Genomic DNA, 24962 nt, shown 5'->3' with positions numbered 1-24962 from the left:
AACTCAGCCCGGTATATGCGGATAATGACCTCCACAGCCCAGTCCCCGCAGTTGATTGTGTGATCAACCCGAACCGTGTTGCCGATGTCTCAAGTCCCGTATCCGGGGTAGTTGAGCAAGTGCTGGTTCAACGCAGTGAGCAGGTCCGAAAAGGGCAAGTCGTTGCGCAACTGAATGCGGATGTAGAGCGTGCCAATGTTGAGCTGGCGCAATATCGGGCAGACATTCGCTCCGAGATCGAACTGGGCAAAATCAATGTGGCCTTTGATGCAAGCCGGATAAAACGGTCCAGATCGCTTTCTCAGAAGCAGGTGATTGCGGTTGAGGATGTTGATGAGGACGAGCGGGAGTATAGTCTCTCCCAGCAGCGGCTGGTGCAGGCGCGGGAACTGGCGCGGGTACGTCAGTTGGAGTTGCAGCGCGCCAGGGAACAGTTGGAGCAGAAAACCATCAGGGCGCCTTTCGACGGTTTCGTCATTGATACGTTGAAACAGCCTGGTGAGCACGTGGAGGAAGATGCAATTCTTCGCATGGCGCAGCTGAATCCTCTTGTGGTGGAGGCCATTGTACCCATGGAGTACTTCCGTGACATCGAGCTGAATATGCTGGCGAAGGTCGTGCCCGAAACACTGGTCAATGAGCAGCTGAATGCAAGGGTGTCCATCATAGATCGAATCGGCGACACGGCCAGTAATACATTTGGCGTTCGGTTAGAGCTGCAAAACCCGCATTACAGGATTCCTGCCGGGTTGAAATGCACGGTCAAGTTTTTACAGAACATTGCATCAGACACAGAATCCGGGCAGGAGTCAGAGCAACGGCAGGACGTTGAGCAAGGCGGTCCGCAAAAAGTTTATTACCTCGTGACCACGGATCAGGCTGAGTCGCACCAGAAAACCAGCGAATTGAACAGCCGCCTTAGGGCTGCAGGTGTCACTGATCCGCTCACTATAGATCAGGGGCCACACAGCGGAATGATTTTGCTGGGCCTTTTCAACTCACGTGAGAAGGCGGAAGTGCAGAGAAAAACCCTTGAAGATCAGGGGTTCAAGGTTTCCATAATGAAAGGCGTCTGACCGGAGCAAGGGCGCCGAGCGATCAGGCGACATTTTGAACTTAATTGAGCATTTCAGTATTGCAAAGAATGCTCGGCCATACTGGTTTTACCGTGATAGCGCAGGGATGTCATGATTCGCAGATTCGTGCAGTGGGCAGGTAGCGACGATCGTCCAGCGGCGGGTTCCGGTTGTTCAAAGCTGTTTTTTGAACCCATGGAGCCCAAAATACTGCTCTCGGCGGATGCCTTGTCGGGCCTGTTGCCGGCGTCCCCCTCTTCAGATGAAGACAGCGCTCCTTTAACCCTGCAAGACAGTGTCGAGCTGTTTGAAGACCTGGCAAGCGACGAACTGGCGCTTGCTGCCTCCCCAGATGACGCCCCCTCGCTCGATGAACTTGGCGCTTCGCTGTTGTCCCCGGGAGAACTTTCTGACCGGCTGGAACTGGTATTCATCGATGCAAATGCCCCGGACTACCAGCAACTACTGCAGGGTATAGGCGACAGGCCTGGCGTTGAAACCAAGGTCTTTGTGCTCGAGGCGGATACAGGTGGAACCGCTCAAATCAGCAGCATTCTGGCGGAATACCAGGATGTTGATGCCATCCATCTCCTGAGTCATGGTGATGACACCGGCTTCCAGTTGGGACGCGACTGGGTTGGTATTTCTTCGTTGGATAAGTTCAGTAATGATTTCTCAAATTGGGATCAGTCGTTGAGCCAGAATGCCGATATTCTGATCTATGGCTGCAACCTGGCCTCCGACCCGGCCGGTGAGCGGCTGCTGAATGACCTGGCCCGGTTGACCGGCGCCGATATTGCGGCCAGTGACGACTTGACCGGGCATGCGTCACTGGGCGGGGACTGGGACCTGGAGTTCGCCAGTGGTGACATAGACACCAGCATTATTGCTGATGCCGATCTGCAGGACCTGTGGGCGGGTGCTCTGGCAACGGAGACTCTGAATCCCTCGCAGGATACCTACGTCAATAAAGGTTCCGATACGACAAACTATGGCGCTTCGCAGTATCTGGTCGTCGATAAATCCGGTGACGAACCTGGTGATCAGACAATTTTTGTCCAGTTTGATCTCAGCACCATTCCTGCGGGATCCACGATCACTTCAGCGACGCTTTACTATACTGTGGTCGATGTTACGGGCTCATTGACGGTCAAAGCATTTCAGGTAACCGAGGCGTGGGAGGGAAATACGGTTACTTACGACACCCGGCCAGACTACGAAAGTGATTCGACGCCGCCGAGTGTTAACGCTTGGGCCGGACAAACCGGTGACCACGAGTGGGACATTACATCGTTTGTACAAGACTGGGTTGATGGGACAGCAGGCAATTATGGCGTAATGCTGGGTAGTTCTGAAAGCGGGAGTGAACAAGTCCAGTATTACAGCAGCGAGTCTGGTAATTCGCCGCGCCTGGAGGTCATCTACGATAATTCGCTGACAGCCACAGATAATGCGGGAGAGGTGACTGAGGACGGGCCGGCCAGCGCCAGTGGCAACGTCATTGCGGATGACGATGGCGCCGGCGTTGACAGCGATTCTGACGGCCCCGTCAGCCAACTGGTGGTTTCCGAAGTGAACGGTAGCGCCGGTAACGTGGCCTCGGTGGTGGCGGGCAGCTACGGCTCGGTGACGATTGGCTCGGACGGCAGCTATACCTACACCCTGGATAATACCTCCGAGGACGTCCAGGCTCTGGCCGTCGGCGAGACGCTGACGGAGATTTTCAGCTATACGCTGAGCGACCAGGGCAGTGATACCAGTACAGCCGTGCTGACAATCACAATCAATGGCACCAACGATGCCCCGGTCGCGACCGCGAACAGCAATCTGCTTGCTGGGGGTGCGACCAGTGTCAGCGGTAACATGCTGACTGACGATAATGGTGCGGGTGTGGACAGCGATATCGATGGTGACACCCTGAGTGTCAGCGCTATCGACGCCGCCGGCGGGGATCAATACGGCACCCTGATCCTGAATGACGCAGATGGCTCCTACACCTATGCTCTCGATACCGGCAACGCCACGGTACTCTTTCTTTTGCAGGCACTGGGCTTTGGTCAAACCTTGACGGAGACCTACGAATACACCGTCAGTGACGGTCAGGGCGGGAGCGACACGGCCACGCTGACGATCACCATCCGAGGGACCAATAGTGTGCCGGTCGCGACCGCGAACAGCAACGCGATTGCCGAGGGTGAGGCCAGTGTCAGCGGTAACATGCTGGCTGACGATGACGGCGCAGGTGTAGACACTGATATCGATGACGACACCCTGAGCGTCAGCGCCATCGACGCCACCGGTGGGGATCAATACGGCACCCTGACCCTGAATGATGCAGATGGCTCCTACACCTACGCTATCGACAACAGCAATCCGGCCGTGCAGGCACTCGGTGTGGGCCAGAGCCTGACCGAGGTCTACACTTACACCGTCAGCGACGGCCAGGGTGGGACTGATACCGCCACACTGACAATTACCATCAATGGCAGCAATGACCAGCCGGTCCTTGGCACTGCACAGCCGGATCAAACGAGTACGGATGGCGAGACAATCACGCCACTGGATGTGTCGGTTAATTTCTCCGATGTTGATACCAGCGACGTGCTGACCTTCAGCGCCAGCAACCTGCCGACGGGCCTGTCGATCGATACCAATACCGGTGTGATCAGTGGCACGATCGACGGTTCGGCGTCGCAGAGCGGCCCTTTTAATGTGACGATCACCGCGGACGATGGCAGCGCCACGCGGACGGACACCTTCCTGTGGACCGTGACCAACCCAGTCCCGACGGCGACGGATAACACCGGTTCGGTGATTGAGGACGGCCCCTCAAGCGCCAGTGGCAATGTTATTACGGATGACGATGGCGCCGGTGTTGACAGCGATCCTGACGACCCGGTCAGCCAGCTGGTGGTTTCCGAAGTGGACGGTATCGCCGGCGATGTGGGCACCGCGGTAGCGGGTAGCTATGGCACGGTGACGATTGGCTCGGACGGCAACTATACCTACAACCTGGATAACACCGCTGCGGCCGTTCAGGCGCTGGCCGCTGGCGAGGCGCTGACGGACACTTTCAGCTACACAGTGAGTGACGGTCAGGGTGGCACCGACACGGCCACGCTAACCATCACCATCAGTGGCACCAACGACCAGCCGGTGCTGGGCACCGCGCAGCCGGATCAAACGAGTGAAGATGGCGAGACAATCACGCCACTGGATGTGTCGGTTAATTTCTCCGATGTTGATACCAGCGACGTGCTGACCTTCAGCGCCAGCAACCTGCCGACGGGCCTGTCGATCGATATCAATACGGGTGTGATCAGTGGCACGATCGACGGTTCGGCGTCGCAGAGCGGCCCTTTTAATGTAACGATCACCGCGGACGATGGCAGTGGTGCGGGCAATGCCACGCGGACAGATACCTTCCTGTGGAAGGTGACGACCCCGGTCCTGACTGCAACGGACAACGCCGGTTCGGTGACCGAAGATGGGCCCGCAAGCGCCAGTGGCAATGTTATTACGGATGACGATGGCGATGGTGTTGACAGCGATCCAGACGGTCCGGTCAGCCAGCTGGTGGTTTCCGAAGTTGGCGGCAACGTCGGCGATGTGGGCACGACGGTAGCGGGTAGCTACGGCTCGGTGACGATTGATCCGGATGGTGGCTACACCTATAACCTGGATAACACCTCGGTGGCCGTTCAGGCGCTGGCCGCTGGTGAGACACTGACGGACACTTTCAGCTACACGATGAGCGATCAGGACGGTAATACCGATACAGCTTCGCTGACGATCACCATCACTGGCAGCAATGACGCACCTGTGATCATTGGCGGTCCGGACAGTGTGGCCCTGAATGAAACCGATTCGGGCCTGGCTAGCAATGGTGATTTCACGGTTTCTGACCTAGATACCAGCGACTCAGTAACGGCCAGCGTCAACGGTCTGGTTGTGGGTGGCACCTCTGACCGGACGGATCCGGCAGCCCCAAGTGACGCGGACCTGGAAGCGATGCTGACGGTGAGTCCGACCGCAACAGTGGGCGGTGCCAGCAACAGCGCGACGCTGAGCTGGAGCTTCGATTCGGCGTCGGAGGCCTTTGACTATCTGGCCGCCGGCGAGACTTTGGAACTGACGTACACCGTGCGTGCTGAGGACGGCCAGGACGCAACGGCCGATGAGACGGTCACCATCACCATCGCCGGCACTAACGATGCGCCAACGATATCTGGCCTCACGGAGAGCACTTCTTATGACTTTGGTTCAGACGTGGTGCCTCTCAACGACATTGTTATTGCGGATGTTGACGGGGCGGAGATGGTTACAGCCACTTTGACGCTTCTGAACCCTGATGTGGGTCAGCTGAGTGACAATAACGGTGCTGTCTATGACCAAACCACCGGTGTCTGGTCGATCACTGGCACCGTCGCAGATGTGAATACTGCACTGGCTAACCTCACCTTCATTCCCCGGCCTGATAATGACCTGGATTTGACAGTTGCTATTAACATCGACGACGGGAATGAAGATGGCAGTGGTCCGCTGTTAGGGGCACTGAAGGTATTTGTCGATGTGCCACCTGAGGTATCTGATGACCTTATTGGGGACATAAATGATTCTCCTGGAGAAGATGCCGGTGATCCAGTTTCTGAATCACAGGAGGAGATTCAGGAAGAGACACCAGAGGAGTCACCAGAAGAGCAGCCTGCGGAGTCAAGTGAAGACACGGTTGTAGCTGAGGGAGGCTCGTCTGAACAGCGAGAAGTCTATCAAGACGAAACCAACGAATTCGTCTCGCCATTTGATGGGTTAGACCAATCGCCGGTTTTATTCGAGGCACCGGTGGTCGACGTCGCGCTGAGCAACGAGCAATCGGCAGCAGCTATTAGTGAAAGTGAAAAAGCGGTTCAGTTTCTCCGAGGTCAGATCTCCCAGTTGAATGAGCCGTTCGAGTTGCTCGATCGGCATAATTTTATCCGGCAACTGGACGACATGCGTCAAGATCTGGTGGAAGAACAAAGCCAAGTCGAAAAACTTATTGGCGCGAGCGTTTCGGTGTCTGCCGGGCTATCCGTGGGATATGTGATATGGCTGGCTCGCAGCGGCATTATTATGAGCAGTGTTCTGTCGTCTTTGCCCGCCTGGCGTTTTGTCGATCCCTTGCCTGTATTGGCAACCCTCAGTGCACCGGCGGCTGAAGAAGATCGAGAGTCCCTTGAGTCTATGGTAACGGAAGCCAACCAGAGCAAAAGCTCGGGTTCGGACCAGAATGAACCCGGTTAGCTCGCGCTGCGACCCTAAAGTTGGTTAAACCACGTATTATGGCTCTAAACATATTTAAAAAAGTCAGCACCCGCTTCCGGATCTCACTGGGGCTTTCCAGCATGCTGGTGAGCCTTGTTTTATTCGCAGCATTGTTGGGGTTAGTTCCTGACCGGAATGCCGCTATCCGGGATGGCCGCGCTCTGTTTGCGGAATCTGTCGCGGTTAATAGTTCTATTTTTATAACCACCTCGGATATCCGGCGCATGGACACGATACTTCAGGTGCTCGTTGACCGGAACGAGGATCTGCTTTCAGCAGCCGTTCGGCATGCCGATGGACGCCTTATGACTGTGATTGGCGAGCATCAACGTCTGTGGCAAGACAGCGGCGAAAATACCTCGCGGGACGGACAGATTGTCGTGCCCATATATGAAGGGCAGCAACAGTGGGGGCAGGTCGAGCTTTCATTTGAACCACTGTTACCAAACCAGTGGTACGGATGGATCTATCATCCGGTCGTGATGCTGATGGCGTTTCTCTCTATTGCAGGGTTTATTCTGTACTATCTCTACATGGGCAAAATGCTCAAGCAACTGGACCCGTCACAGGCCATCCCAGACCGGGTGCGATCTGCACTGGACACTATGGCGGAAGGCTTGCTGGTGATTGATGCCAAGCAGAATATTGTGCTCGCCAACCAGGCGTTCTCCAACATTCCATCGGTCAACCCGGATAAACTCATCGGCTTACAGATTTCGCGGTTCGGTTGGCTGAATCAGGAAAATGAAAAGCTTGATAAAGAGCAAGCGCCCTGGACCAGGACACTGGACGATGCCGTCGTTCGGACGGCAGAGGTCGTCCGGCTGGCCATCGGAGAAAACGAGACACGAACATTCATGTTGAATTGCTCACCCGTGCTGACCGGTAGCGGCAAACCGGCAGGTGCGCTGATCAGTTTTGATGATATTACCGAGCTTGAGAAAAAGGAAATCGAGCTTAGGCTCTCCCGGGATGAGGCCGAACAGGCGAATCGGTTCAAGAGTGAGTTTTTGGCGAACATGAGCCATGAGATCCGCACGCCCATGAACGCCATACTTGGCTTCGCTGAGGTTCTGAAACGAGGGTACGATCGTAACAGCAAGGACAGTATTCGTTACCTGAACACCATATCCTCCAGTGGAAACCACCTGTTGGGACTGATCAACGATATCCTGGACCTTTCCAAGGTCGAAGCCGGTCGCATTGAAATCGAAAAAGTTCAGACGCCTGTACACACGATCATTCAGGAAGTGATCCAGATTATGCGGGTTAAGGCGGACGAGAAACAGATTTCTCTTGAATACCAGGCAGATGGCCCTTTACCGGCAACTATCGAAACCGATGCCGCCAAACTTCGTCAGATCATCACCAACCTGGTCGGCAACGCTATTAAATTCACAGATCGCGGCGGTATTGTTGTTACTTCGCGATTTGAGTCTTCAGCAACTGGTTCCATGGTGCACATTTCGGTTCGTGATTCAGGGATCGGCATGACCGAACAGCAGGCCCTCGCGGTGTTCAATCCTTTCACTCAGGCAGACAGCTCTATCACGCGCAGGTTTGGCGGAACAGGCCTGGGGCTAACCATCAGTAAGAGTTTCGCTGAAGCAATGGGGGGGGATATACGGATCGTCAGTAAAGAGGGAGAAGGCTCGGAATTCCAGGTCACGGTTCCTGCCGGGAACATCGGCAGTGTTGGCCTGCTGTCGGTGGAAGAGATCATGTCGATGGATTGGGCCGAACAAACTGACACGGCTGTGCGTTGGAAGTTTACAGAAGCGACAGCGCTGGTCGTTGATGATGGCGAAGAGAACCGTGATCTTCTCAAGGTCGTTATGTCGGATGCGGGCGTTCAAGTCTTTACCGCGGAGAATGGTCAGCAGGCCCTGGACTTTCTGGCGCAGCAAACCGTCGACGTGGTCTTGATGGATGTGCAGATGCCTGTCATGGATGGTTTAACGGCGGCCGGGATTATGAGAGAACGTTATCCTCACCTTCCTGTGATTGCATTGACGGCTGATGCCATGAGTGGGGTCCAGCAGCAGTGCCTGTCCGCTGGATACAGTGACTATCTGAGTAAGCCTGTCGATATAGATCTGTTAATGGAGCGGCTTGGCAACTACCTGACTGGTAGCCGGGTAGATGCTGGGCAAATGATTGACGACAAGCTGCAGGACAATGTGAGCTGGGTAGCAGATGCTGCACAAGAAGAAAAGATTCACTCTTCACTGCCGGTTCATAAAGAGCAGTTCCGTCGCATTGTTGAAAAGTTCATTGAGCGCATGCATGGACAGGTTGAAGTGATTGGCAGCGCATGGCGGGACAGGGATTACGATCACCTGAAGAAGCTCGGGCATTGGTTGAAAGGCTCATCGGGCTCGGTAGGGTTTCAACAACTGATGCGGGCCGGAAGCGATTTGGAGCGGTACGCGGTTGATCGCAATGATAAAAAGCTTGAGGCAACCATTGAACAGATTGGTACGTTTGTAGGGCAGATGGAGGTGGCACCCGGGACCGAAACCAGACAAACGCAATCAGCGAAAGCACAGAACACACAGAAAGACTATGCCATTCCGGATAAGGTATCGTGTCGACTGCCGGTGACCAGTCCGCGGCTCCGACCGATCATTGATCGATTTCTTGAGCAACTTAACGACTGGCTGGGTCAGATCGATGCAGCGTTGGAAAGAGAAGATTATGAGCACATCCATAAGTTCGCGCAATGGCTGAAAGCCTCGGGTGGGTCAGTAGGGTTCGATGCATTCACCGAACCGGCGAGAGATCTGGCCAATCATTGCCGAGAAGTGGAATTAGAAGATATTGCGCATACGATCGGGGCCATCAAAACCTTGAGTTCCCGCATTGACATCGACGAAGAATAATTCGGCCATGAGCTTCATGGCAGATGAGACGTTTAACTTTGCAAAACAGAGATTGGGTGAGGTAATGGAATCTACGATCATGTTGGTAGACGACGAACCCGTCATGCTAGATATCGTGCAGGCGCTGCTGGAAGAATCCGGCTACCAACATTTCGTGGTGGTTGAGCATTCCAGCGAGGCGATGTCGAAAATGGAGGCATCGAATCCCGATATCATGTTGCTGGATCTCGATATGCCGGAATTAGATGGGTTTCAGGTTCTTGAACAGGTACGAGACCACAAAAAGTTCTCTCACCTGCCGGTCATTATTCTTACCAGTGCTGACGACGCAGCAAGCAAGCTCAAGGCTCTTGAACTCGGCGCAACTGACTTTCTTTCCAAGCCGGTTGACCCCAGTGAACTGGGGCTTCGGGTGCGCAATACCTTATCTGCAAAAGCCTATCGGGATCAGCTTGCTTATTATGACAGTCTTACAGGCTTGCCAAACCGTAACCTGTTTCTGGATCGTCTGTTCTGGTCCATGGAAAACGCCAAACGAACGGGCACCCAATTGGTTTTGCTGGATATAGGTTTAGACCGCTTCAGGAAGATCTACGGGACACTGGGCATGTCTGCCGGCGACTCTATGTTGCAAGATGTGGCCCTGAGGCTGCAAAAGGTAGTCCGTACCAGTGACCTCGTAAGTCATGGTCATGGTCTGGGGCGAGGGATCCAGGAAAATGTGGCAAGGATTTCGGGCGAGGAATTCTCCGTTGTTCTGTCTGGTGTGTCGCAGCTGGACAGGACTTCGATGATTTGTAAGCGGATTATTGAAGAAGTTGAGAAACCGCTCGAATTCAACGGTCGAGAATATTACTTGAGTGCAGGGATTGGCATGTCAGTCTACCCGGATGACGGCGAGGACGTGGAGTCCCTGGTTAAGTACGCCAGTGCAGCGAGAGAGCATGCGAAAGTGCAGGGGTCCGGGAAATACCTCTTCTATTCCGGAGAAATGAATGCCCAGGCACTGACGGTCATCAATATGGAGGCTGAACTCAAGAATGCGCTCAGGAACAATGAATTCGAACTCGTATATCAACCCAAAGTCGATGCTTTGACGGGAAGAACCGTTGGAGTAGAGAGCCTGATTCGTTGGAACCACCCGCAAAGAGGCAGGGTGCCTCCATTCGAATTTATATCAGTAGCTGAAAGCACGGGTCTGATCGTTCCGATTGGGAACTGGGTTTTGAAGGAGGCCTGTTCCCAAATGAGCCAACTGCATGGACTTGGCCATGACGACCTGACGGTGTCGGTCAATGTGGCGGCGATGCAATTTGAAGACGACGGATTCAAAGCTTCGATCATATCGGCGCTCGACCAAAGCGGATTGAACCCCAAAAACCTGGTTCTGGAAATTACCGAGAGCACATTGATGGGGGATATTGACCGGATCGTAGATCTGATGGATGAGGTTATTGAATTAGGGGTCTCTTTTTCAGTCGATGACTTCGGTACGGGTTATTCCTCTCTTGGCTACCTGAAACGTTTTCCAATCAGTGAACTCAAAATTGATCGATCATTTTTGTTAGGCATTTCGACTGGAGATGACGATCGCTCTATCGTGCAGGCGATCATTACTCTTGCCCACAGTCTTAATCAGCAGGTGGTTGCTGAAGGTGTGGAAGACAAAACTCAGCTGGAATTTCTGCAACAAAATGGATGCGATGTTATCCAGGGCTACTATTTCAGTAAGCCGTTAGAGACAAGGGGACTGATTGATTATCTGGGTTGATCAACAACAGACGTGTTCGGTTGGCGCGCGTGCCACAACATACCCGGATACGCATGACTCGCCAGCGTCAAACCTCCATTCCTGCCGCCACACCTGAGGCCCATGCCCACTGAAAGTTGTGGCCGCCCAGATGCCCGGTTACATCCACCACCTCTCCGATGAAGTACAGGTTCGGCTGATCCAGCGCTGCCATGGTTTTCGATGAGAGCTGGCGGGTATCTACGCCACCCAGCGTGACCTCGGCGGTACGATAGCCTTCTGTTCCCGCCGGTTTGACCGTCCACTGGCTCAGCATGCCCGCAATCTGGTCAAGATCAGTGTTCCGGTAGCTTTGCAGGGGGCTTTGCCAGCCGTAAAGCTCATTGAATGCCTGAGCAAAGCGTTTGGGCAGATGCTGAGCGAGGTACTGGGCAAGGGTTGATTGCGGCTTCTGTTTGCGCAAGGCGGTCAGGTCTTCACGGACATTGCGTTCCGGAAGCAGGTTTATGGTAAGCGGGTCACCAGGCTGCCAGAAGCTGGAGATCTGCAACATCGAGGGCCCACTCAGGCCTCGGTGTGTAACCAGCATGGGTTCACGAAAATGCTGATTGTTGCAGGCGGCATCCACCGGGCAACTCACGCCTGCTAGAGGTGCCAGTTGCTGTTTCAGCTCAGGGTGCAGCGTGAAGGGCACCAACCCGGCCCGGGTAGGCAGAACTGTAAGGCCGAACTGGCGGGCAATCTCGTAACCAAGCCCTGTGGCACCCATGGTCGGGATGGATAACCCACCGCAGGCAATGATCAGAGATTCACTGGTCAGGGAACCTGAGCCAGTGTCCACACGGTAGTGCCCGGCTTTCCGGGTAATGCCCTTTATGCTGGTTTTCATGCGAATTTCAGCACCTGCCCAGTCGCACTCGGTCAGCAACATAGTGAGAATGTCTTTTGCGCTGTCTTTGCAGAACAGCTGGCCGGGGGCTTTTTCTTCGTGTTCTATACCGTGGCGTTCAACAAGATCCAGAAAATGCTGTGGGGTATAGCGTTTCAGGGCCGAGATGCAGAAGCGAGGGTTGTCCGATAGGAAATTGGCTGGCGAGCTGTTCAGGTTGGTGAAGTTGCAGCGCCCGCCGCCGGACATGAGAATCTTTTTCCCAGGCTTGTTGGCATGGTCCAGCACCAGCACCTTGCGGCCGCGATAGCCGGCAGTGGCTGCGCACATAAGGCCTGCGGCACCGGCACCGATAATGATGACATCGTATTGGTTGCTGGAACTTGCCGTCATTGCTGCCCGCCGGTTGGTTTATATGGCGGGCAGTATACCAGTCTCAGGACATATGTACGGCGCCCTCCATATAGAAAGCTGCCTGCCCCGCGATGGCGACACGATTGCCCTTCAACTCGCAGCGCAGCAGGCCGCCCCGGGTGGAGACTTGCCGCGCATCGAGCCTGGTTTTGCCGAGTTTTTCTGCCCAATAGGGCACCAGAACACTGTGGATTGAGCCTGTAACCGGGTCTTCATCAATTCCCGCGCCGGGGGCAAAGTAACGGCTCACGAAGTCCGCGGTTTCTCCGGGGGCGGTAACAATCAGCCCCTGATTCCCCAGTTGCATGAGTTTTCGCATATCGGGCTGCGCAGCGAGTACGGCCGCCTCGTTTTCCAGAACAATCATGTAATTGGTGTCAGCCGGTACGTAGAAGGCCGTTCTGGGTGCGCCATCAAGAGCTTCACTGATGATTTCCGGTGTCTTCTGCTCTTCAAACCGAAGGTTGGGGAAATCCAGAACCAGCCAGTCGTCAGAGGTTCTGCCAACCCCGAGAGGGCCGCTTTGTGAATGAAAACGAATGTGCTCCGCTGGCCAGTGCAGTTTGTGGAAAATCACCCAGGCGCTGGCCAGAGTTGCATGCCCGCACAGTGGGACTTCAACCTCGGGAGTGAACCAGCGAATATGAAAGTCCGGGTTGCCGGCGTCAGCTTCGCGCACAAAAAACGCGGTTTCTGACACGTTGTTCTCAGCCGCCAGCGCTTGCAATGTCGCGTCCGGGAGCCATGTCTCCAGCGGCATAACGGCCGCCGGGTTACCTTTGAATATCTCGCTTGTGAAGGCGTCTACCTGATAGATGGGGTAGCTCATGCTCTGTTCTCCTGGCTGCGTCTTATTAGGGTTTGGTTATTCTGGCCCAGTGCAGACACCCATAACAGATTCAGATAATCTGTTTTTGAACCGGTACAGAAGTTTGGTTTTTTCAGCTGTGCTGGTATTTATTTCCAGTAACTGTACTGCATTCTCCTGACACCGGTCTGGTGCAATAGATGGGATGGAAGCCCAGAAGGAGAGGGGCAATGTCTTTTGATTCGGCGAGGCAGGCGGAATGGGAGTTTTATACAACCAGATAGCAGACAGGCTTCAGGCACTTATCAAGGATGAGGTCTACCGGGATGGAGATCGTCTGCCGGGTGTCAGGGTTTTGAGTAAACAGTTTGGTGTCAGCATTTCAACCATATTGCAGGCACATCAGACACTTGAAGCCCGTGGTTATCTCCAGCCCCGGGAGCGTAGCGGCTATTTCGTGCGTTTGCCCGCTGTTGATGCCCCTGAGCCGGTTATGCAAAGGCACAGGAACCGTCCGGTTCCGGTTACGGCCCGTGAGATGGCGCTGGATCTGTGCGCCGATGAGCAAAAACGTATGGTGCCGCTGGCGACCGCTATTCCCCATGCGGATTACCTCCCGTTGCGACAGATTCAGCAAAGCACGCTTTGGGCTGCGAGGCGTGGCCTCGAGACCCTGGACTATGCTTTTCCCGGAAAGGAATCGTTTCGCAGGCAGATTGCCCAGCGCATGGCCTCTGTGGGCGTTCCGGTTACTCTGGACGATGTACTCGCTACCAACGGCGCCCAGGAGGCCATTATTCTGGGCTTGCGTGCGGTTACTCAGCCTGGGGATATAGTGGCGGTTGAGTCACCGTCATTCCCGGGCATTCTTCAGGCTCTGGAAGTAGTTGGATTGCGGGCACTGGAAATCCCGACTCACCCCGCTGACGGACTTAGTCTTGAAGGCCTGGAGCTCGCCCTGGAGCAGTGGCCTCTGAAAGCCTGTGTTGTGGTAACGAACCACAGTAATCCCATGGGTGCACGAATGTCTGATGAGCGTAAGAAACAGCTGGTGTCGATGCTTGCAGCTGCCGGGGTTCCGCTGATTGAAGATGATATTTACGGTGATCTTTATTACGCCGGTGAAAGACCACGGCCGGCGAAGGCCTTTGATCGTACGGACAATGTTATCTACTGCAATTCTTTTTCAAAAACCATCTCCCCGGGGCTGAGGCTCGGCTGGATGCTGCCCGGGAGGTATATGAGCAGTGCCAGACAGCAAAAGTATTTTTCCAATCTGGCTACAGCCTCCATTCCCCAGCTGGCGGTTGCGCATTTTCTTGAGCAGGGCGGTTATGATCGGTATTTGCGGTCTGCGCGACAGCATTACCGGGATGCTACAGAGCGTATGAGGGCTGCTGTGGCGCGTTCATTTCCTTTGGGTACGGCCGTGAGCCGCCCCCAGGGCGGCTTTGTTCTCTGGGTGCAATTGCCCGAGGGGTGTTCCGGTACCCGGGTTTATCATCGCGCCCGGGCGGAACATATCAACGTGGCGCCGGGCCTGATGTTTTCGATTTCAGACAAGTTTGAGTCCTGCCTTCGGCTGAATGGTGCCAACCCCTGGAGCGAGCGAATCGAGCAGGCAATTGCCAGGCTTGGCGCTCTGGCGCATGAAGAACAGGCTCAGAGCGTTTAAAGACGCAGAGCGGTGGCTGATCAGGATTCAGGGCGAAGATAGAGTGGATCAATCAGCCCGGCGGTAATCGCAATGCCTGTAAGGTCGGGCAACCGCTCCGCGCCCAGACGCTTCATTACCCGGGCTCTGTACAGGTCTACGGTCTTGACACTGACTCCCAGCTGGTCAGCAATTTCCCGGCTGGTATAACCTTGAGCCATGGGCAGAAAAACATCCCGTTCCCGGCGTGTCAGCGTCATAATAAGTGCGCCTGTCCGTTCGTCTCCCAGTTGCAGATTGCTGGACTGCTGATGTGCCTCCAGTGCCTGCTGGACACTGTCCAGAAGCAGTTGCTCGTTGAACGGTTTCTCGATGAAATCAAAGGCGCCGGATTTGAATGCCCGCACCACTATGGGAACATCCGCATGGCCTGACACGAAAATAATCGGCAGTTCAATTCCCCGTTTCTGAAGTTCTTCCTGCACGTTAAGCCCGCCGACGCCCGGCATCCGGATATCCAGAATCACGCAACCACCGCGTTTATCCTCCAGAGCATCAAGAAACTTGCGGCCGTCGCTGTATGCCAGCACGTTTAAACCGACCGATTCCAGCAGCCATTGGGTTGATTCCAGCATGCCTGCGTCGTCGTCAACAACATAAACAGTGGTCGTATCCGGGCCGGGTTGGTCACTCATGGGGTGAAATCTCCGTGCTTGTTGTGCGTTTATTTGCCGGTGTTTTCGGGAATCTGCATATCAGTTTCAGGCCTCCTGCAGGGGCAGGCTGCGCATCCAGAAAACCGCCGAAGCCTTCAATGATGGAGCGGCTCATGGAGAGGCCGAGTCCAAGGCCATGAGGCTTGCTGGTATAAAATGGCTGAAACATTTGCCGGATGCCTTGCTCGTCAAGGCCGGGGCCTTCATCCGTAACTTCGATCAGCGTTTCGGCCTCATGAGATGTGGAGGTCGAAATTGTCAGGCGGGAGCGTGCACTGCTTGTCTGCGTGTCACGGGCCTCCACGTTTGCTTCAATACCATTACGGATCAGGTTGATCAGCACCTGCTCCAGTAACACCGGGTCTGCGGTTATGGTCAGGTCATACGCTGAGGGTGTGCAGATAATGTCCACATCGTTTTTATCTGCTTCCCAGTGGCACAGGCGGGCGACATTGGTGAGGGTCTGGTTCAGTGAGACTGTTTCTGTGCGCTGCCGGCCTTTGCGGAGAAAGCCGCGTAATCGTTTGATGACTTCGGACGCGCGATTGGCGTGATGGATGGTTTTTTTCAGACCATCGCTGACCCGCTCAAGATGTTCAGGATTTGTGGCGGCGCTTTGCAGGTAGCGCTGACTGGCACTGGCGAAGTTTACGATAGTCGCCAGTGGCTGGTTCATTTCGTGGGCGATGCTTGAGGCCAGTTCACCAAGAGCAGCTAACCGGGCTGTACGGGCAAGTTCATCGGCCAGCTTGCGGCTGTTTTCTTCCGACTCCACCCTCGCGGTGATGTCCCTCGATACGCTGACTACTTCAACAACCGCACCTGTATAGGTTTCCCTTATGGCGCGACTTGCTATCTCAAACCAGCGTTTGCTGCCATCACGGTGAGTTATGCCCAGAGTCATAGTGGCGTAGCCGTTGTCTCTGAGGGGGATATGGCTTTCTCGCAGTTGCCGGGTCGTGCTGTCGCTGTGAAAAATGTCTTCGAGCGGTTTGCCCCGGAGCTCCTCGGGCCAATAGCCGAGCAGACGCCAGGACGCTGCGGTTGCATCGATAAAGCGCCCGTCAGGAGCGTGACGTGAAATAAGGTCAGTGGTGTTCTCTGTGATTAATCGATAAAGGCGGTTCGATCGAATGGCTTGCTCGTGAGTCCTGACATCTTCAGTAGCATCTCTGCCGCGGGCCAGTACTTCGCCGGTGTCAGGGCAGGGAACAAACGTCCACATGAGTATGGTGCTGTTGATCCGTGCTTCCACGTTCTCGATTGCCCGGGACTGCTCCAGTGCAGCCTTGGCAAGGGCCGGTGCATTTGGCGGGAGAAGATCCAGCGGATCGGGCAGGCTGTTTTCCCGCCGCAACTTTTCGGCGGCCTGGTTGCCCCGTAAAAAACCTGCGTTGCCATCCAGTACCAGGCCAGGTTGCGGATCTAAGTCTGACAAGCTAAAACCCATAGGAGGGACAGGACCATTAGAATGAAATTGGATATGGTAAATACACTATAATACGTTAGTGTAATTCCTATAATTGTTTCTGTTCAGTAGCATTTCCGCCAGATAAAAGTATAGCGGCTCAAGCGATTTTTCTGAATACGCTACAAAAACAACAGGCTCACAGAGAGGGTACCACTCAATGACCTCGATTTTTGATCAGGGCCTTTCGCCCGTTGATGCCAATTACGCTGTCAATTCCCCCATTGATTTTATTGAACGTACTGCCAGCGTATATCCGGATTACCCATCCATTATTCATGGTGCTATCCGTTACAACTGGTCAGAGACCTATGACCGCTCCCGGCGGCTGGCTTCTGCCCTGAAAGGGCGTGGTATTGGCCGGGGCGATACAGTCGCTGCCATGTTGCCCAATATTCCGGCAATGGTCGAATGCCATTTTGGTGTGCCCATGATTGGCGCCGTGCTGAATACGCTGAATGTGCGCCTGGATGCGGAAGCCATTGCGTTCATGCTTGAGCACGGCGAAGCCAAAGTCGTGATCGCCGACCGGGAATTTGGCGAGGTGATCCGTGATGCTGTCAGCCGCTTGGAAGACAAACCACTGGTTGTCGATGTTGACGATCCCGAATATGGTGAGGGCGTTCAGGTAAGTGATCTGGACTATGAAGCCTTCCTGAAGGAGGGGGACCCGCAGTTTGAGTGGAGCTTCCCTGAGAATGAATGGGATGCCATTTCACTGAACTACACTTCCGGAACCACCGGCAACCCCAAGGGTGTGGTGTATCACCACCGTGGTGCCTATATCAACTCGCTGGGTAACCAGGCGGTATGGTCTATGGGCATGCACCCGGTGTATCTGTGGACATTACCCATGTTCCATTGCAACGGTTGGTGCTTCCCCTGGACGATTACAGCCATGGCGGGTACCCATGTTTGCCTGCGTCGTGTCGATCCGGAAAAAATTCTCCGGTTGATCAAGGAGCACCAGGTGACCCACATGTGCGGCGCGCCTATTGTTCTGAACGCATTGCTGAATGTACCGCCGGAATCCAAGGCTGGCATTGATCACGAAGTCCGCTCCATGATTGCTGGTGCCGCACCTCCTGCCCAGGTGATTGGTGCTGTTGAAGAGATGGGCATCAAGGTGACTCACGTATACGGCCTGACGGAAGTTTATGGCCCGGTAACGGTATGCGCCTGGAAATCCAAGTGGGACGAACTACCTCTGGATGGGCGCGCACGAATCAAGGCTCGTCAGGGTGTGCGTTACCATACCCTTGCCGGAACAATGGTTGGTGATCCGAATACTATGGCGCCGGTTCCCAAAGATGGTAAAACCATCGGAGAAATCTTCCTGCGCGGTAATACCGTTATGAAGGGGTACCTGAAAAACCCGAAAGCCACCGAAGAGGCATTTCGTGGTGGCTGGTTCCACACAGGCGACCTGGCTGTGTGGCACGAGGACGGTTACATGGAAATCAAGGATCGCCTTAAGGACATTATCATCTCCGGTGGCGAGAACATTTCCACCATCGAAGTTGAGGATACCCTTTACAGCCACCCTTCCATTCTTGAAGCAGCTGTAGTGGCTCGTCCGGACGAAAAGTGGGGCGAAACACCCTGTGCCTTTGTAACACTGAAGCCTGAAGCCGGCGACGTCAGCGAAGAAGAAATTATAGCCTTCTGCCGTGAACATCTGGCTCGCTTCAAAGTCCCCAAGACCATTATTTTCTCGGAATTACCCAAAACCTCCACGGGTAAAATCCAGAAGTTCGTACTAAGAGATCAGGCCAAAGCACTGGATTGATCGACTGACGGCAGCACCGTCCCCGGTGCTGCCGTAATTCTCACAAAAACAACACAGTTAGCATTCGCCGTCGGGCGAGGGCAGGAGATACTATTATGCAAATGTTTCATCGTAAGAATGGGGAAGAGCAGCCATTCTGGCCTGCAGGGCCGTTCAAGCTTCGACTTCCTTTTGTCCATTACCGTTGGGAATTTGCGGAAATGGTGCAGGCCCTGATCATGTTCGTGGTGAGCCTCGCCATGATCCCTCTGCTGGAAACTTACCTTGGTGTGCCCTACGACGTGGCACTGGCCTACGTTGTGATCTGCGGTATTGGCTTTATGCTGCCTGCGCTGTTGGGCGTGCCTCTGGTTCCGGGCTGGATAACACCGGGTATTCCTGTTGTGTTGTTGTTCCTGAGTGATTATGAGCCGGGTCCCGAAGCAATACAGGCGTTGTTTGCACTGCAGTTTCTGGTGTTTGTGATTTTCCTGGTGCTCGGAATTACGCGCCTCGGAAGCAAGCTGGTAGACGTGATACCCCGTTCCATGAAAGGCGGTATTATTATCGGTGCTGGTATTGCAGCGCTCATGGGCGAGATTGAGGCCGGCGGTCGCTTGGCCAACACGCCGATCTCCTTGATTGTTGGTGGTCTGGTTTGCCTGTACCTGATGTTCTCTGTGTCCTTCAAAGGGTTTGTCGAGAGCAACTCCATAGCCCGCAAGGTCGCGAACTACGGCATGGTGCCAGGCATGATTGTGGCGATTCTGGTGGGCTTTGCTACCGGTGAATATGACGTACCAGATATCCAGTGGGGTATTACCAAGCCTGCTTTCGACGAGCTGTGGAACTATCTTCCGTTTTCTGTTGGCTTCCCGGACGCTGAAGTATTTCTTTATGCCATTCCTACAGCGGTAATTGCCTACGTTATTGCTTTCGGGGATATCGTGGTGGGCCAGTCCCTGATGAACCGTGTTGATCATCTTCGTAAAGACGAAGACATTGATAACAGCATCGACCGCGTGCACCTGGTTACTGCAATCCGGAACGGTGGGCATGCCTTCTTTGCTCCGTATCCTGGCCTGGCAGGCCCGATCTGGACCGCAGTAACAGCTACTATGGCCGAGCGTTACAAATACGGTCGCAACGCTATGGACTCTATTTACAGCGGCGGCGGTACATTCTGGATTACGGGCTTTATCGCTCTGTTTGTTCTGCCTCTGGTGAGCTTTTTCCAGCCGGTGCTGCCCATCGCGCTTTCTCTGACTCTTTTGCTTACCGGATACATTTGTCTGATGGTCGGCCTGGAACAGCTGGAAAATAACACCGAGCGTGGAATAGCCGGCACCATGGGCGTTGTGCTGGCCGTCTATGGCGCTGGCTGGGGGCTGGCCACTGGTGCGGTTCTCTATTTGTTGATTGAGCGCACGAAGTTGCTTGGTTTTACTGCGGACCCTGAAGCTCCAGGGGCAGATGAGACCGGCAAACAGTAAATTGGTTGCCTCCGGGCTTGCTCCGGAGGCAGTCCACACTCTGTGTGTCTTTGGGAGGCGGAATGCCTCCCCTTTTTTTGCCTGCTCAATGTGTTGTCGTGGACAAGAAGCTGGCTGTCCGGGTCGCTCCGGTTATAGACGTGTCCCGGGAAGACGGTTATGTTGAGGCTTTAGTGCGTCGCCTGTATTAAGGGGTGTGGAGGTCTGTTTGTTTTCTGAGTTGTTCTGGGCTTATCTGATTGCCATAAGTTTGCTGACTGTCACCCCGGGTGTCGATACGCTGCTGGTTATGCGCAATGCGGGTCGAGGGGGTTTCCGGGATGGCTGCGTGACCAGCGCTGGCATTTGCAGCGGACTTTTTTTTCACGCGACTCTTTCTGCACTGGGTATCTCTCTTTTATTGCTTGAAACTGCCTGGGCATTCTCTGCTTTGAAGTGGGCAGGGGCCTGTTATCTGATCTGGCTTGGCCTGGGTTCGCTGAGGCAGGCTGTAAAACACAAGTCTGCTTCCGGCGCGGAAGCTCCGTTGGTTGCGCGCCAGGCCGTCCCTATGGCGATGTCTTTTCGTGAAGGCCTGCTATCCAATGTTCTTAATCCGAAAACTGCTCTGTTCTATATGGCGCTATTACCGCAGTTCGTGGACCCGGCGGGAAATGCTTTCCAGCAGTCTCTGATGCTGGCTGGCGTACATTTTCTGCTGGCTATGTGCTGGCAGTGCGGATTGGCGTGGATGGTTGTGCGTTTTCGGGAGGTGGGCATCGGCGTCCGCGCCAGGCGACTGCTCAATGGGCTGACCGGAGGTTTCTTTATTGCCATGGGAGCCAGGCTGGCGGGTAATTGACTGCGAGCTTCAAAAAACTGATAAAAAAGGGAAGCCGGTAATGGCTTCCCTTTTTTTCATCTTCAGGCGTTCGTATTACCGTGCACCAGAATTACTTCTCCAGATACTGAAGCTTGTTGGGTTTGCCATCCCACTCTTCGGCTTCCGGGAGAGGATCTTTCTTCTCGGTAATGTTGGGCCATTTCCCCGCCAGATCGGCGTTGATTTCCACAAACTGAACCTGATCGGCAGGCAGTTCATCTTCTGAGAAAATCGCTTCAGCCGGGCATTCAGGCTCGCACAACGCACAGTCGATACACTCGTCCGGGTCGATTACAAGAAAATTCGGGCCTTCGTAGAAGCAGTCTACCGGGCACACTTCCACGCAGTCTGTGTATTTGCACTTGATGCAGTTATCGGTAACGATAAACGCCATAATCAGATCCCTGGTCCAGTGGTCAATCTCATCCGGAGCTTGCTGTCAGCTCCATCGTTCTGTTTTGATGGGCGATATTGTAGGGAGCGGCCCGCGCAGCCGCAAGCGTTTGGCTGCTATAACCTTATTACCCAGATCAACTTTCTGTCAGTTTTTCAGCAATTCCTTCAATTCATAAAGCATGTTCATTGCCGCTCTGGGAGACAGGGCGTCCAGGTCGACACTTTTCAGTGCTTCCTCCACAACGCTGGGGTCAGGACAGGCAAACATATCGCCCTGATAGGTAGCCTGGCTGGGTATTCTGGATGTTTTTTGCTCAGGTTCCGCCACTGGCGCAGGCCTGGCTGTTGCTGGTGCTGGTGCTGCACTGCCTTCAAGTAGTTTCAGCTGTGCTTTGGCATTGCCTATAACGCTTTGGGGCACGCCGGCCAGCTTGGCTACCTGCAGGCCGTAGCTCTGGCTGGCCGGGCCTTCGTGTACGTTATGCAGGAAAACAATGCTGTCGTCATGCTCGGTTGCGGTCAGGTGCACGTTAACCGCGTGCTCCATGTCGTCTGCCAGTTGCGTGAGTTCAAAATAGTGGGTGGCAAACAGGGTATAGCAGCGAATTTCTTTTGCCAGGTGCTCTGCAGTAGCCCAGGCGAGGGACAGGCCGTCAAATGTACTGGTGCCACGGCCAACTTCGTCCATAAGAACCAGGCTCAGCTCTGTGGCGTTGTGCAGAATGTTTGCGGTCTCTGTCATTTCTACCATGAAAGTAGATCGCCCACCGGCAATGTCATCGGAGGACCCCATGCGAGTAAAGATACGGTCTACCGGACCCAGCACGGCGCGGTTAGCCGGCACGAAGCTCCCGGTGTATGCGAGCAATGCAATCAGGGCTGCCTGCCGCATATAGGTGGATTTACCGCCCATGTTGGGGCCGGTAATAACCAGCATCCGGCGTTGGGTATCCATAAGCAGGTTATTGGGTACGAAAGGTTCGTCAAGAAGCTGCTCGACAACAGGGTGCCGGCCATCTTCAATCTCAAACCCTGGAGCATCACGGAATTCAGGGGCTACGAAGCGCAGGGTGGTTGCCCGTTCTGCAAAGTTGCTGATCACGTCCAGCTCTGCTAACGCCTGAGCGGCATCCTGCAATGGCGCAAGTTGCTCTGCGACGGTTTCAAGCACTTCGTCGTACAGTGCTTTTTCTCTGGCCAGAGCCCGGCTTTTGGCACTCAGGGCTTTGTCTTCAAAAACTTTCAGTTCTGGCGTTATGAAGCGCTCTGCGTTTTTCAGCGTCTGGCGACGAATGTAATCCGCTGGTGCCTGGGCAGACTGGGCCCGGCTGATCTCAATGTAGTAGCCGTGCACCCGGTTATAGCCTACTTTCAGGGTGCTGATTCCGGTACGCTCGCGCTCCCGGGTTTCCACGTCCAGCAAATACTGGCCGGCGTTTTCACTGATGTTGCGCAGTTCGTCCAGCTCTTCATCAAAACCCTCACGGATAACTCCGCCTTCCCGAATTACCACAGGGGGGTTGTCGATAATTGCGCGCTCCAGTGTATCTGCCAGCCCGGGGTACTCGCCAATCACCCTGGCCAGAACCTTGATGTGATCGGAATTGACCGGCTTCAGAGCTTCCTGAAGATCTGGCAGGGCCAGAAACGCGTCACGCAGGCGGGCCAGGTCTCTTGGGCGGGCTGAACGCAATGCCACACGGGCCAGCACCCGCTCAATATCGCCCACTGTCTTCAGAAGGTCGTGTACCGGTTCGTAGTGGAAGCCATCAAGCAGAGCAGATACCGCTTGCTGGCGCTGCTGCACTACGGCCACGTCCCGCAGTGGTCGATTCAGCCAGCGTCTTAACTCCCGCCCGCCCATGGAAGTTGCGGTTTTGTCCATTACCCAGGCCAGCGTGTGCTGGTGTCCGCCCATAAGATTTATGTCGATTTCCAGGTTCCGGCGGCTGGTGGCATCAAGAATCACCGCTTCATCCCGGCGTTCACGGGTCAGTTTACGGATATGGGGCAGGGCAGTGCGTTGGGTTTCTTTGGCATACTGCAACAGGCAGCCGGCGGCACAAATGGCCAGGGTGAGGTCTTCGCAGCCAAAACCTGTCAGATCGCGAACCTGCAATTGCTGGGTAATGACCCGGCGGGCAGTGTCGGATTCAAACAGCCAGGGCCCCTGGCGCCGAACACCGGTAAAGCCATCCAGGATTTCCTCAAACGGAAAATCTTCACTGATCAGGATCTCTGCCGGGCGTAAACGCTGCAGCTCTCCCTGCAAGGCCTCAAGGTCTTCCAGTTCGGAAACCGCAAAACGCCCGCTGGAAATATCGAGGGATGCAAAGCCGAACTGCTGGCGGTGGTGGAAAATAGCGGCGAGCAGATTGTCGCGGCGGTCTTCCAGGTAAGCGTCATCGCTGAGTGTGCCGGGGGTGACTATTCGCACCACCTGACGCTCAACTGGCCCCTTACTGGTTGCGGGGTCACCGATCTGTTCGCAGATGGCGATGGATTGACCCGCTCTGACCAGCCGTGCAATGTACCCTTCTGATGCATGAAAAGGGATACCCGCCATGGGAATCGGGTTACCTCCGGACTGACCTCTTGCGGTGAGGGTTATGTCCATCAGTTCAGCAGCTTTTTTTGCGTCATCATAGAACAGTTCGTAAAAGTCACCCATGCGGTAGAAAACCAGTTCATCCGGGTGCTGACCCTTGATCCTGAGGTATTGCTGCATCATGGGAGTGTGCTTGGAAAAATCGTTCTGAGCTGCTGACATGGACAAATCCGGATAATCTTGCTTTGGGTGAAGCCAAGGATTGTAAGAAAATAACGCCCTTGATGAAATGAAGGAGAGCATTATGCCAGCCAGTGATCACGAACTCGAACAAGCTGGAAGCCTGTTGGGTGAAAAGCTCCTAGCCGGGAATCTTACCCTGATTACAGCTGAAAGTTGCACCGGAGGCTGGGTTGCCAAGGTAATGACCGACAAGGCGGGATCGTCTGCCTACGTTGTGGGCGGTCTGGTGACCTACAGCAATGAGGCAAAACAGAAGCTGCTGGGTGTGGCCGGAAGCACTCTGGATGCCCACGGAGCTGTCAGCGAACCGGTTGTGCGGGAGATGGTTGCAGGTGCACTGGCGACAACCGGGGCCAGTGTCGCCGTGGCTATCAGTGGTGTGGCAGGGCCAGGTGGTGGCAGCGAAGAAAAGCCGGTCGGTACCGTCTGGCTTGCCTGGGGCTCCAGTGTAGAGAGCACGGAAGCGGTCGTGCAGCATTTCAGTGGTGATCGTGATCAGGTGCGTCGCCAGGCGGTTCTCTTTGCCCTGAAAGGAGTTATCGGGTATCTGGAAAAAGCCTGATTGTTTTCCCGGTAGCCTTTCATAATAACAGGGGTTGGTCTCTTCCTCCGGGTGTGTTTTAATACTGTTCAAATATACAGGAATTCTGCTGTAACCACTGTGCAGGTTCCGCTTCATTATCTCTCCGCC

16 protein-coding genes are annotated in these 24962 nt (G+C 54.7%); 10 read left to right on the top strand and 6 right to left on the bottom strand.

The window, feature by feature from the left end:
- Window positions 1–59 precede the first annotated feature (59 nt).
- The 4 genes from DS878_RS07700 to DS878_RS07685 all read left to right on the top strand — a co-directional run bounded on the left by DS878_RS07700 (window position 60) and on the right by DS878_RS07685 (window position 11033).
- A complete protein-coding gene (locus tag DS878_RS07700) occupies window positions 60–1076 on the top strand; it encodes an efflux RND transporter periplasmic adaptor subunit (RefSeq protein ID WP_187298754.1) in 1017 nt (338 codons plus the stop codon).
- 111 nt (window positions 1077–1187) lie between these two features.
- Window positions 1188–6359 (top strand): VCBS domain-containing protein, encoded by a 5172-nt coding sequence (locus DS878_RS07695; RefSeq protein ID WP_113815360.1) that lies wholly within the window; start codon window positions 1188–1190, stop codon window positions 6357–6359.
- Between the two features lie 38 nt (window positions 6360–6397).
- A complete protein-coding gene (locus tag DS878_RS07690; protein ID WP_113815359.1) occupies window positions 6398–9262 on the top strand; it encodes a response regulator in 2865 nt (954 codons plus the stop codon).
- 7 nt (window positions 9263–9269) lie between these two features.
- On the top strand, window positions 9270–11033 hold the full coding sequence (locus DS878_RS07685) for an EAL domain-containing response regulator (RefSeq protein WP_113815358.1): 1764 nt from the start codon (window positions 9270–9272) through the stop codon (window positions 11031–11033).
- Window positions 11034–11100: 67 nt separating this feature from the next.
- On the opposite strand, the gene DS878_RS07680 is transcribed toward DS878_RS07685, so the two are convergent.
- Together DS878_RS07680 and DS878_RS07675 are read right to left on the bottom strand one after the other, a co-directional pair.
- Window positions 11101–12294 carry an NAD(P)/FAD-dependent oxidoreductase gene (locus tag DS878_RS07680; protein ID WP_113815357.1) on the bottom strand — a complete coding sequence of 398 codons (1194 nt, stop codon included), beginning with the start codon at window positions 12292–12294 and terminating at the stop codon, window positions 11101–11103.
- 43 nt (window positions 12295–12337) lie between these two features.
- The gene (locus DS878_RS07675; protein ID WP_113815356.1) at window positions 12338–13144 is read right to left on the bottom strand and encodes a PhzF family phenazine biosynthesis protein; all 807 of its coding nucleotides are present in this window, start codon (window positions 13142–13144) and stop codon (window positions 12338–12340) included.
- 238 nt (window positions 13145–13382) lie between these two features.
- Between DS878_RS07675 and DS878_RS07670 the strand changes: the two genes are divergently transcribed.
- A complete protein-coding gene (locus DS878_RS07670) occupies window positions 13383–14798 on the top strand; it encodes a PLP-dependent aminotransferase family protein (RefSeq protein WP_113815355.1) in 1416 nt (471 codons plus the stop codon).
- A 20-nt stretch (window positions 14799–14818) separates the two neighbouring features.
- On the opposite strand, the gene DS878_RS07665 is transcribed toward DS878_RS07670, so the two are convergent.
- A complete protein-coding gene (locus DS878_RS07665; protein WP_113815354.1) occupies window positions 14819–15472 on the bottom strand; it encodes a response regulator transcription factor in 654 nt (217 codons plus the stop codon).
- A complete protein-coding gene (locus tag DS878_RS07660) occupies window positions 15465–16943 on the bottom strand; it encodes an ATP-binding protein (protein WP_113815353.1) in 1479 nt (492 codons plus the stop codon). The genes DS878_RS07665 and DS878_RS07660 overlap by 8 nt, the downstream gene beginning before the upstream one ends.
- Window positions 16944–17121: 178 nt before the next feature.
- On the opposite strand from DS878_RS07660, the gene DS878_RS07655 reads away from it, so the two are divergent.
- The 4 genes from DS878_RS07655 (at window position 17122) to DS878_RS07645 (ending at window position 21063) form a co-directional block, all read left to right on the top strand.
- The gene (locus DS878_RS07655; protein ID WP_113815352.1) at window positions 17122–18750 is read left to right on the top strand and encodes an acyl-CoA synthetase; all 1629 of its coding nucleotides are present in this window, start codon (window positions 17122–17124) and stop codon (window positions 18748–18750) included.
- Between the two features lie 95 nt (window positions 18751–18845).
- The gene (locus DS878_RS07650; protein ID WP_113815351.1) at window positions 18846–20222 is read left to right on the top strand and encodes a solute carrier family 23 protein; all 1377 of its coding nucleotides are present in this window, start codon (window positions 18846–18848) and stop codon (window positions 20220–20222) included.
- Between the two features lie 62 nt (window positions 20223–20284).
- Complete coding sequence (locus DS878_RS15630) at window positions 20285–20413, top strand: hypothetical protein (protein ID WP_261977677.1); 129 nt, start codon at window positions 20285–20287, stop codon at window positions 20411–20413.
- 17 nt (window positions 20414–20430) lie between these two features.
- Window positions 20431–21063, top strand: coding sequence for a LysE family translocator (locus tag DS878_RS07645; RefSeq protein WP_261977676.1), 633 nt, complete (start codon window positions 20431–20433; stop codon window positions 21061–21063).
- 91 nt (window positions 21064–21154) lie between these two features.
- Here DS878_RS07645 and fdxA read toward each other — a convergent pair whose 3' ends face one another.
- The gene (fdxA, locus tag DS878_RS07640; RefSeq protein ID WP_012138502.1) at window positions 21155–21478 is read right to left on the bottom strand and encodes a ferredoxin FdxA; all 324 of its coding nucleotides are present in this window, start codon (window positions 21476–21478) and stop codon (window positions 21155–21157) included.
- Window positions 21479–21625: 147 nt separating this feature from the next.
- Window positions 21626–24250: a DNA mismatch repair protein MutS gene (gene mutS / locus DS878_RS07635; protein WP_113815350.1), complete on the bottom strand. Its 2625-nt coding sequence runs from the start codon at window positions 24248–24250 to the stop codon at window positions 21626–21628.
- 82 nt (window positions 24251–24332) lie between these two features.
- Here mutS and DS878_RS07630 point away from each other — a divergent pair, with 82 nt between their 5' ends.
- Entirely contained in the window at window positions 24333–24833 is a 501-nt protein-coding gene (locus DS878_RS07630) for a nicotinamide-nucleotide amidohydrolase family protein (protein WP_113815349.1), read from the top strand.
- The last annotated feature ends 129 nt before the right edge of the window (window positions 24834–24962 follow it).

Source organism: Marinobacter sp. F3R11, from assembly GCF_003318275.1.
Lineage (GTDB): Bacteria > Pseudomonadota > Gammaproteobacteria > Pseudomonadales > Oleiphilaceae > Marinobacter.
Note: the sequence above shows the minus strand (reverse complement) of the source record. Positions and strands in the feature narration are given on the sequence as shown.

Excerpts from the sequence above, each read along its gene's own strand:
- DS878_RS07695 (WP_113815360.1), top strand. The coding sequence starts at position 1,188 with ATGATTCGCAGATTCGTGCAGTGGGCAGGTAGCGACGATCGTCCAGCG.
- DS878_RS07690 (WP_113815359.1), top strand. The coding sequence starts at position 6,398 with ATGGCTCTAAACATATTTAAAAAAGTCAGCACCCGCTTCCGGATCTCA.
- DS878_RS07685 (WP_113815358.1), top strand. The coding sequence starts at position 9,270 with ATGAGCTTCATGGCAGATGAGACGTTTAACTTTGCAAAACAGAGATTG.
- DS878_RS07680 (WP_113815357.1), bottom strand. The coding sequence starts at position 12,294 with ATGACGGCAAGTTCCAGCAACCAATACGATGTCATCATTATCGGTGCC.
- DS878_RS07675 (WP_113815356.1), bottom strand. The coding sequence starts at position 13,144 with ATGAGCTACCCCATCTATCAGGTAGACGCCTTCACAAGCGAGATATTC.
- DS878_RS07670 (WP_113815355.1), top strand. The coding sequence starts at position 13,383 with ATGGGAGTTTTATACAACCAGATAGCAGACAGGCTTCAGGCACTTATC.
- DS878_RS07665 (WP_113815354.1), bottom strand. The coding sequence starts at position 15,472 with ATGAGTGACCAACCCGGCCCGGATACGACCACTGTTTATGTTGTTGAC.
- DS878_RS07660 (WP_113815353.1), bottom strand. The coding sequence starts at position 16,943 with ATGGGTTTTAGCTTGTCAGACTTAGATCCGCAACCTGGCCTGGTACTG.
- DS878_RS07655 (WP_113815352.1), top strand. The coding sequence starts at position 17,122 with ATGACCTCGATTTTTGATCAGGGCCTTTCGCCCGTTGATGCCAATTAC.
- DS878_RS07650 (WP_113815351.1), top strand. The coding sequence starts at position 18,846 with ATGCAAATGTTTCATCGTAAGAATGGGGAAGAGCAGCCATTCTGGCCT.
- DS878_RS15630 (WP_261977677.1), top strand. The coding sequence starts at position 20,285 with ATGCCTCCCCTTTTTTTGCCTGCTCAATGTGTTGTCGTGGACAAGAAG.
- fdxA (WP_012138502.1), bottom strand. The coding sequence starts at position 21,478 with ATGGCGTTTATCGTTACCGATAACTGCATCAAGTGCAAATACACAGAC.
- mutS (WP_113815350.1), bottom strand. The coding sequence starts at position 24,250 with ATGTCAGCAGCTCAGAACGATTTTTCCAAGCACACTCCCATGATGCAG.
- DS878_RS07630 (WP_113815349.1), top strand. The coding sequence starts at position 24,333 with ATGCCAGCCAGTGATCACGAACTCGAACAAGCTGGAAGCCTGTTGGGT.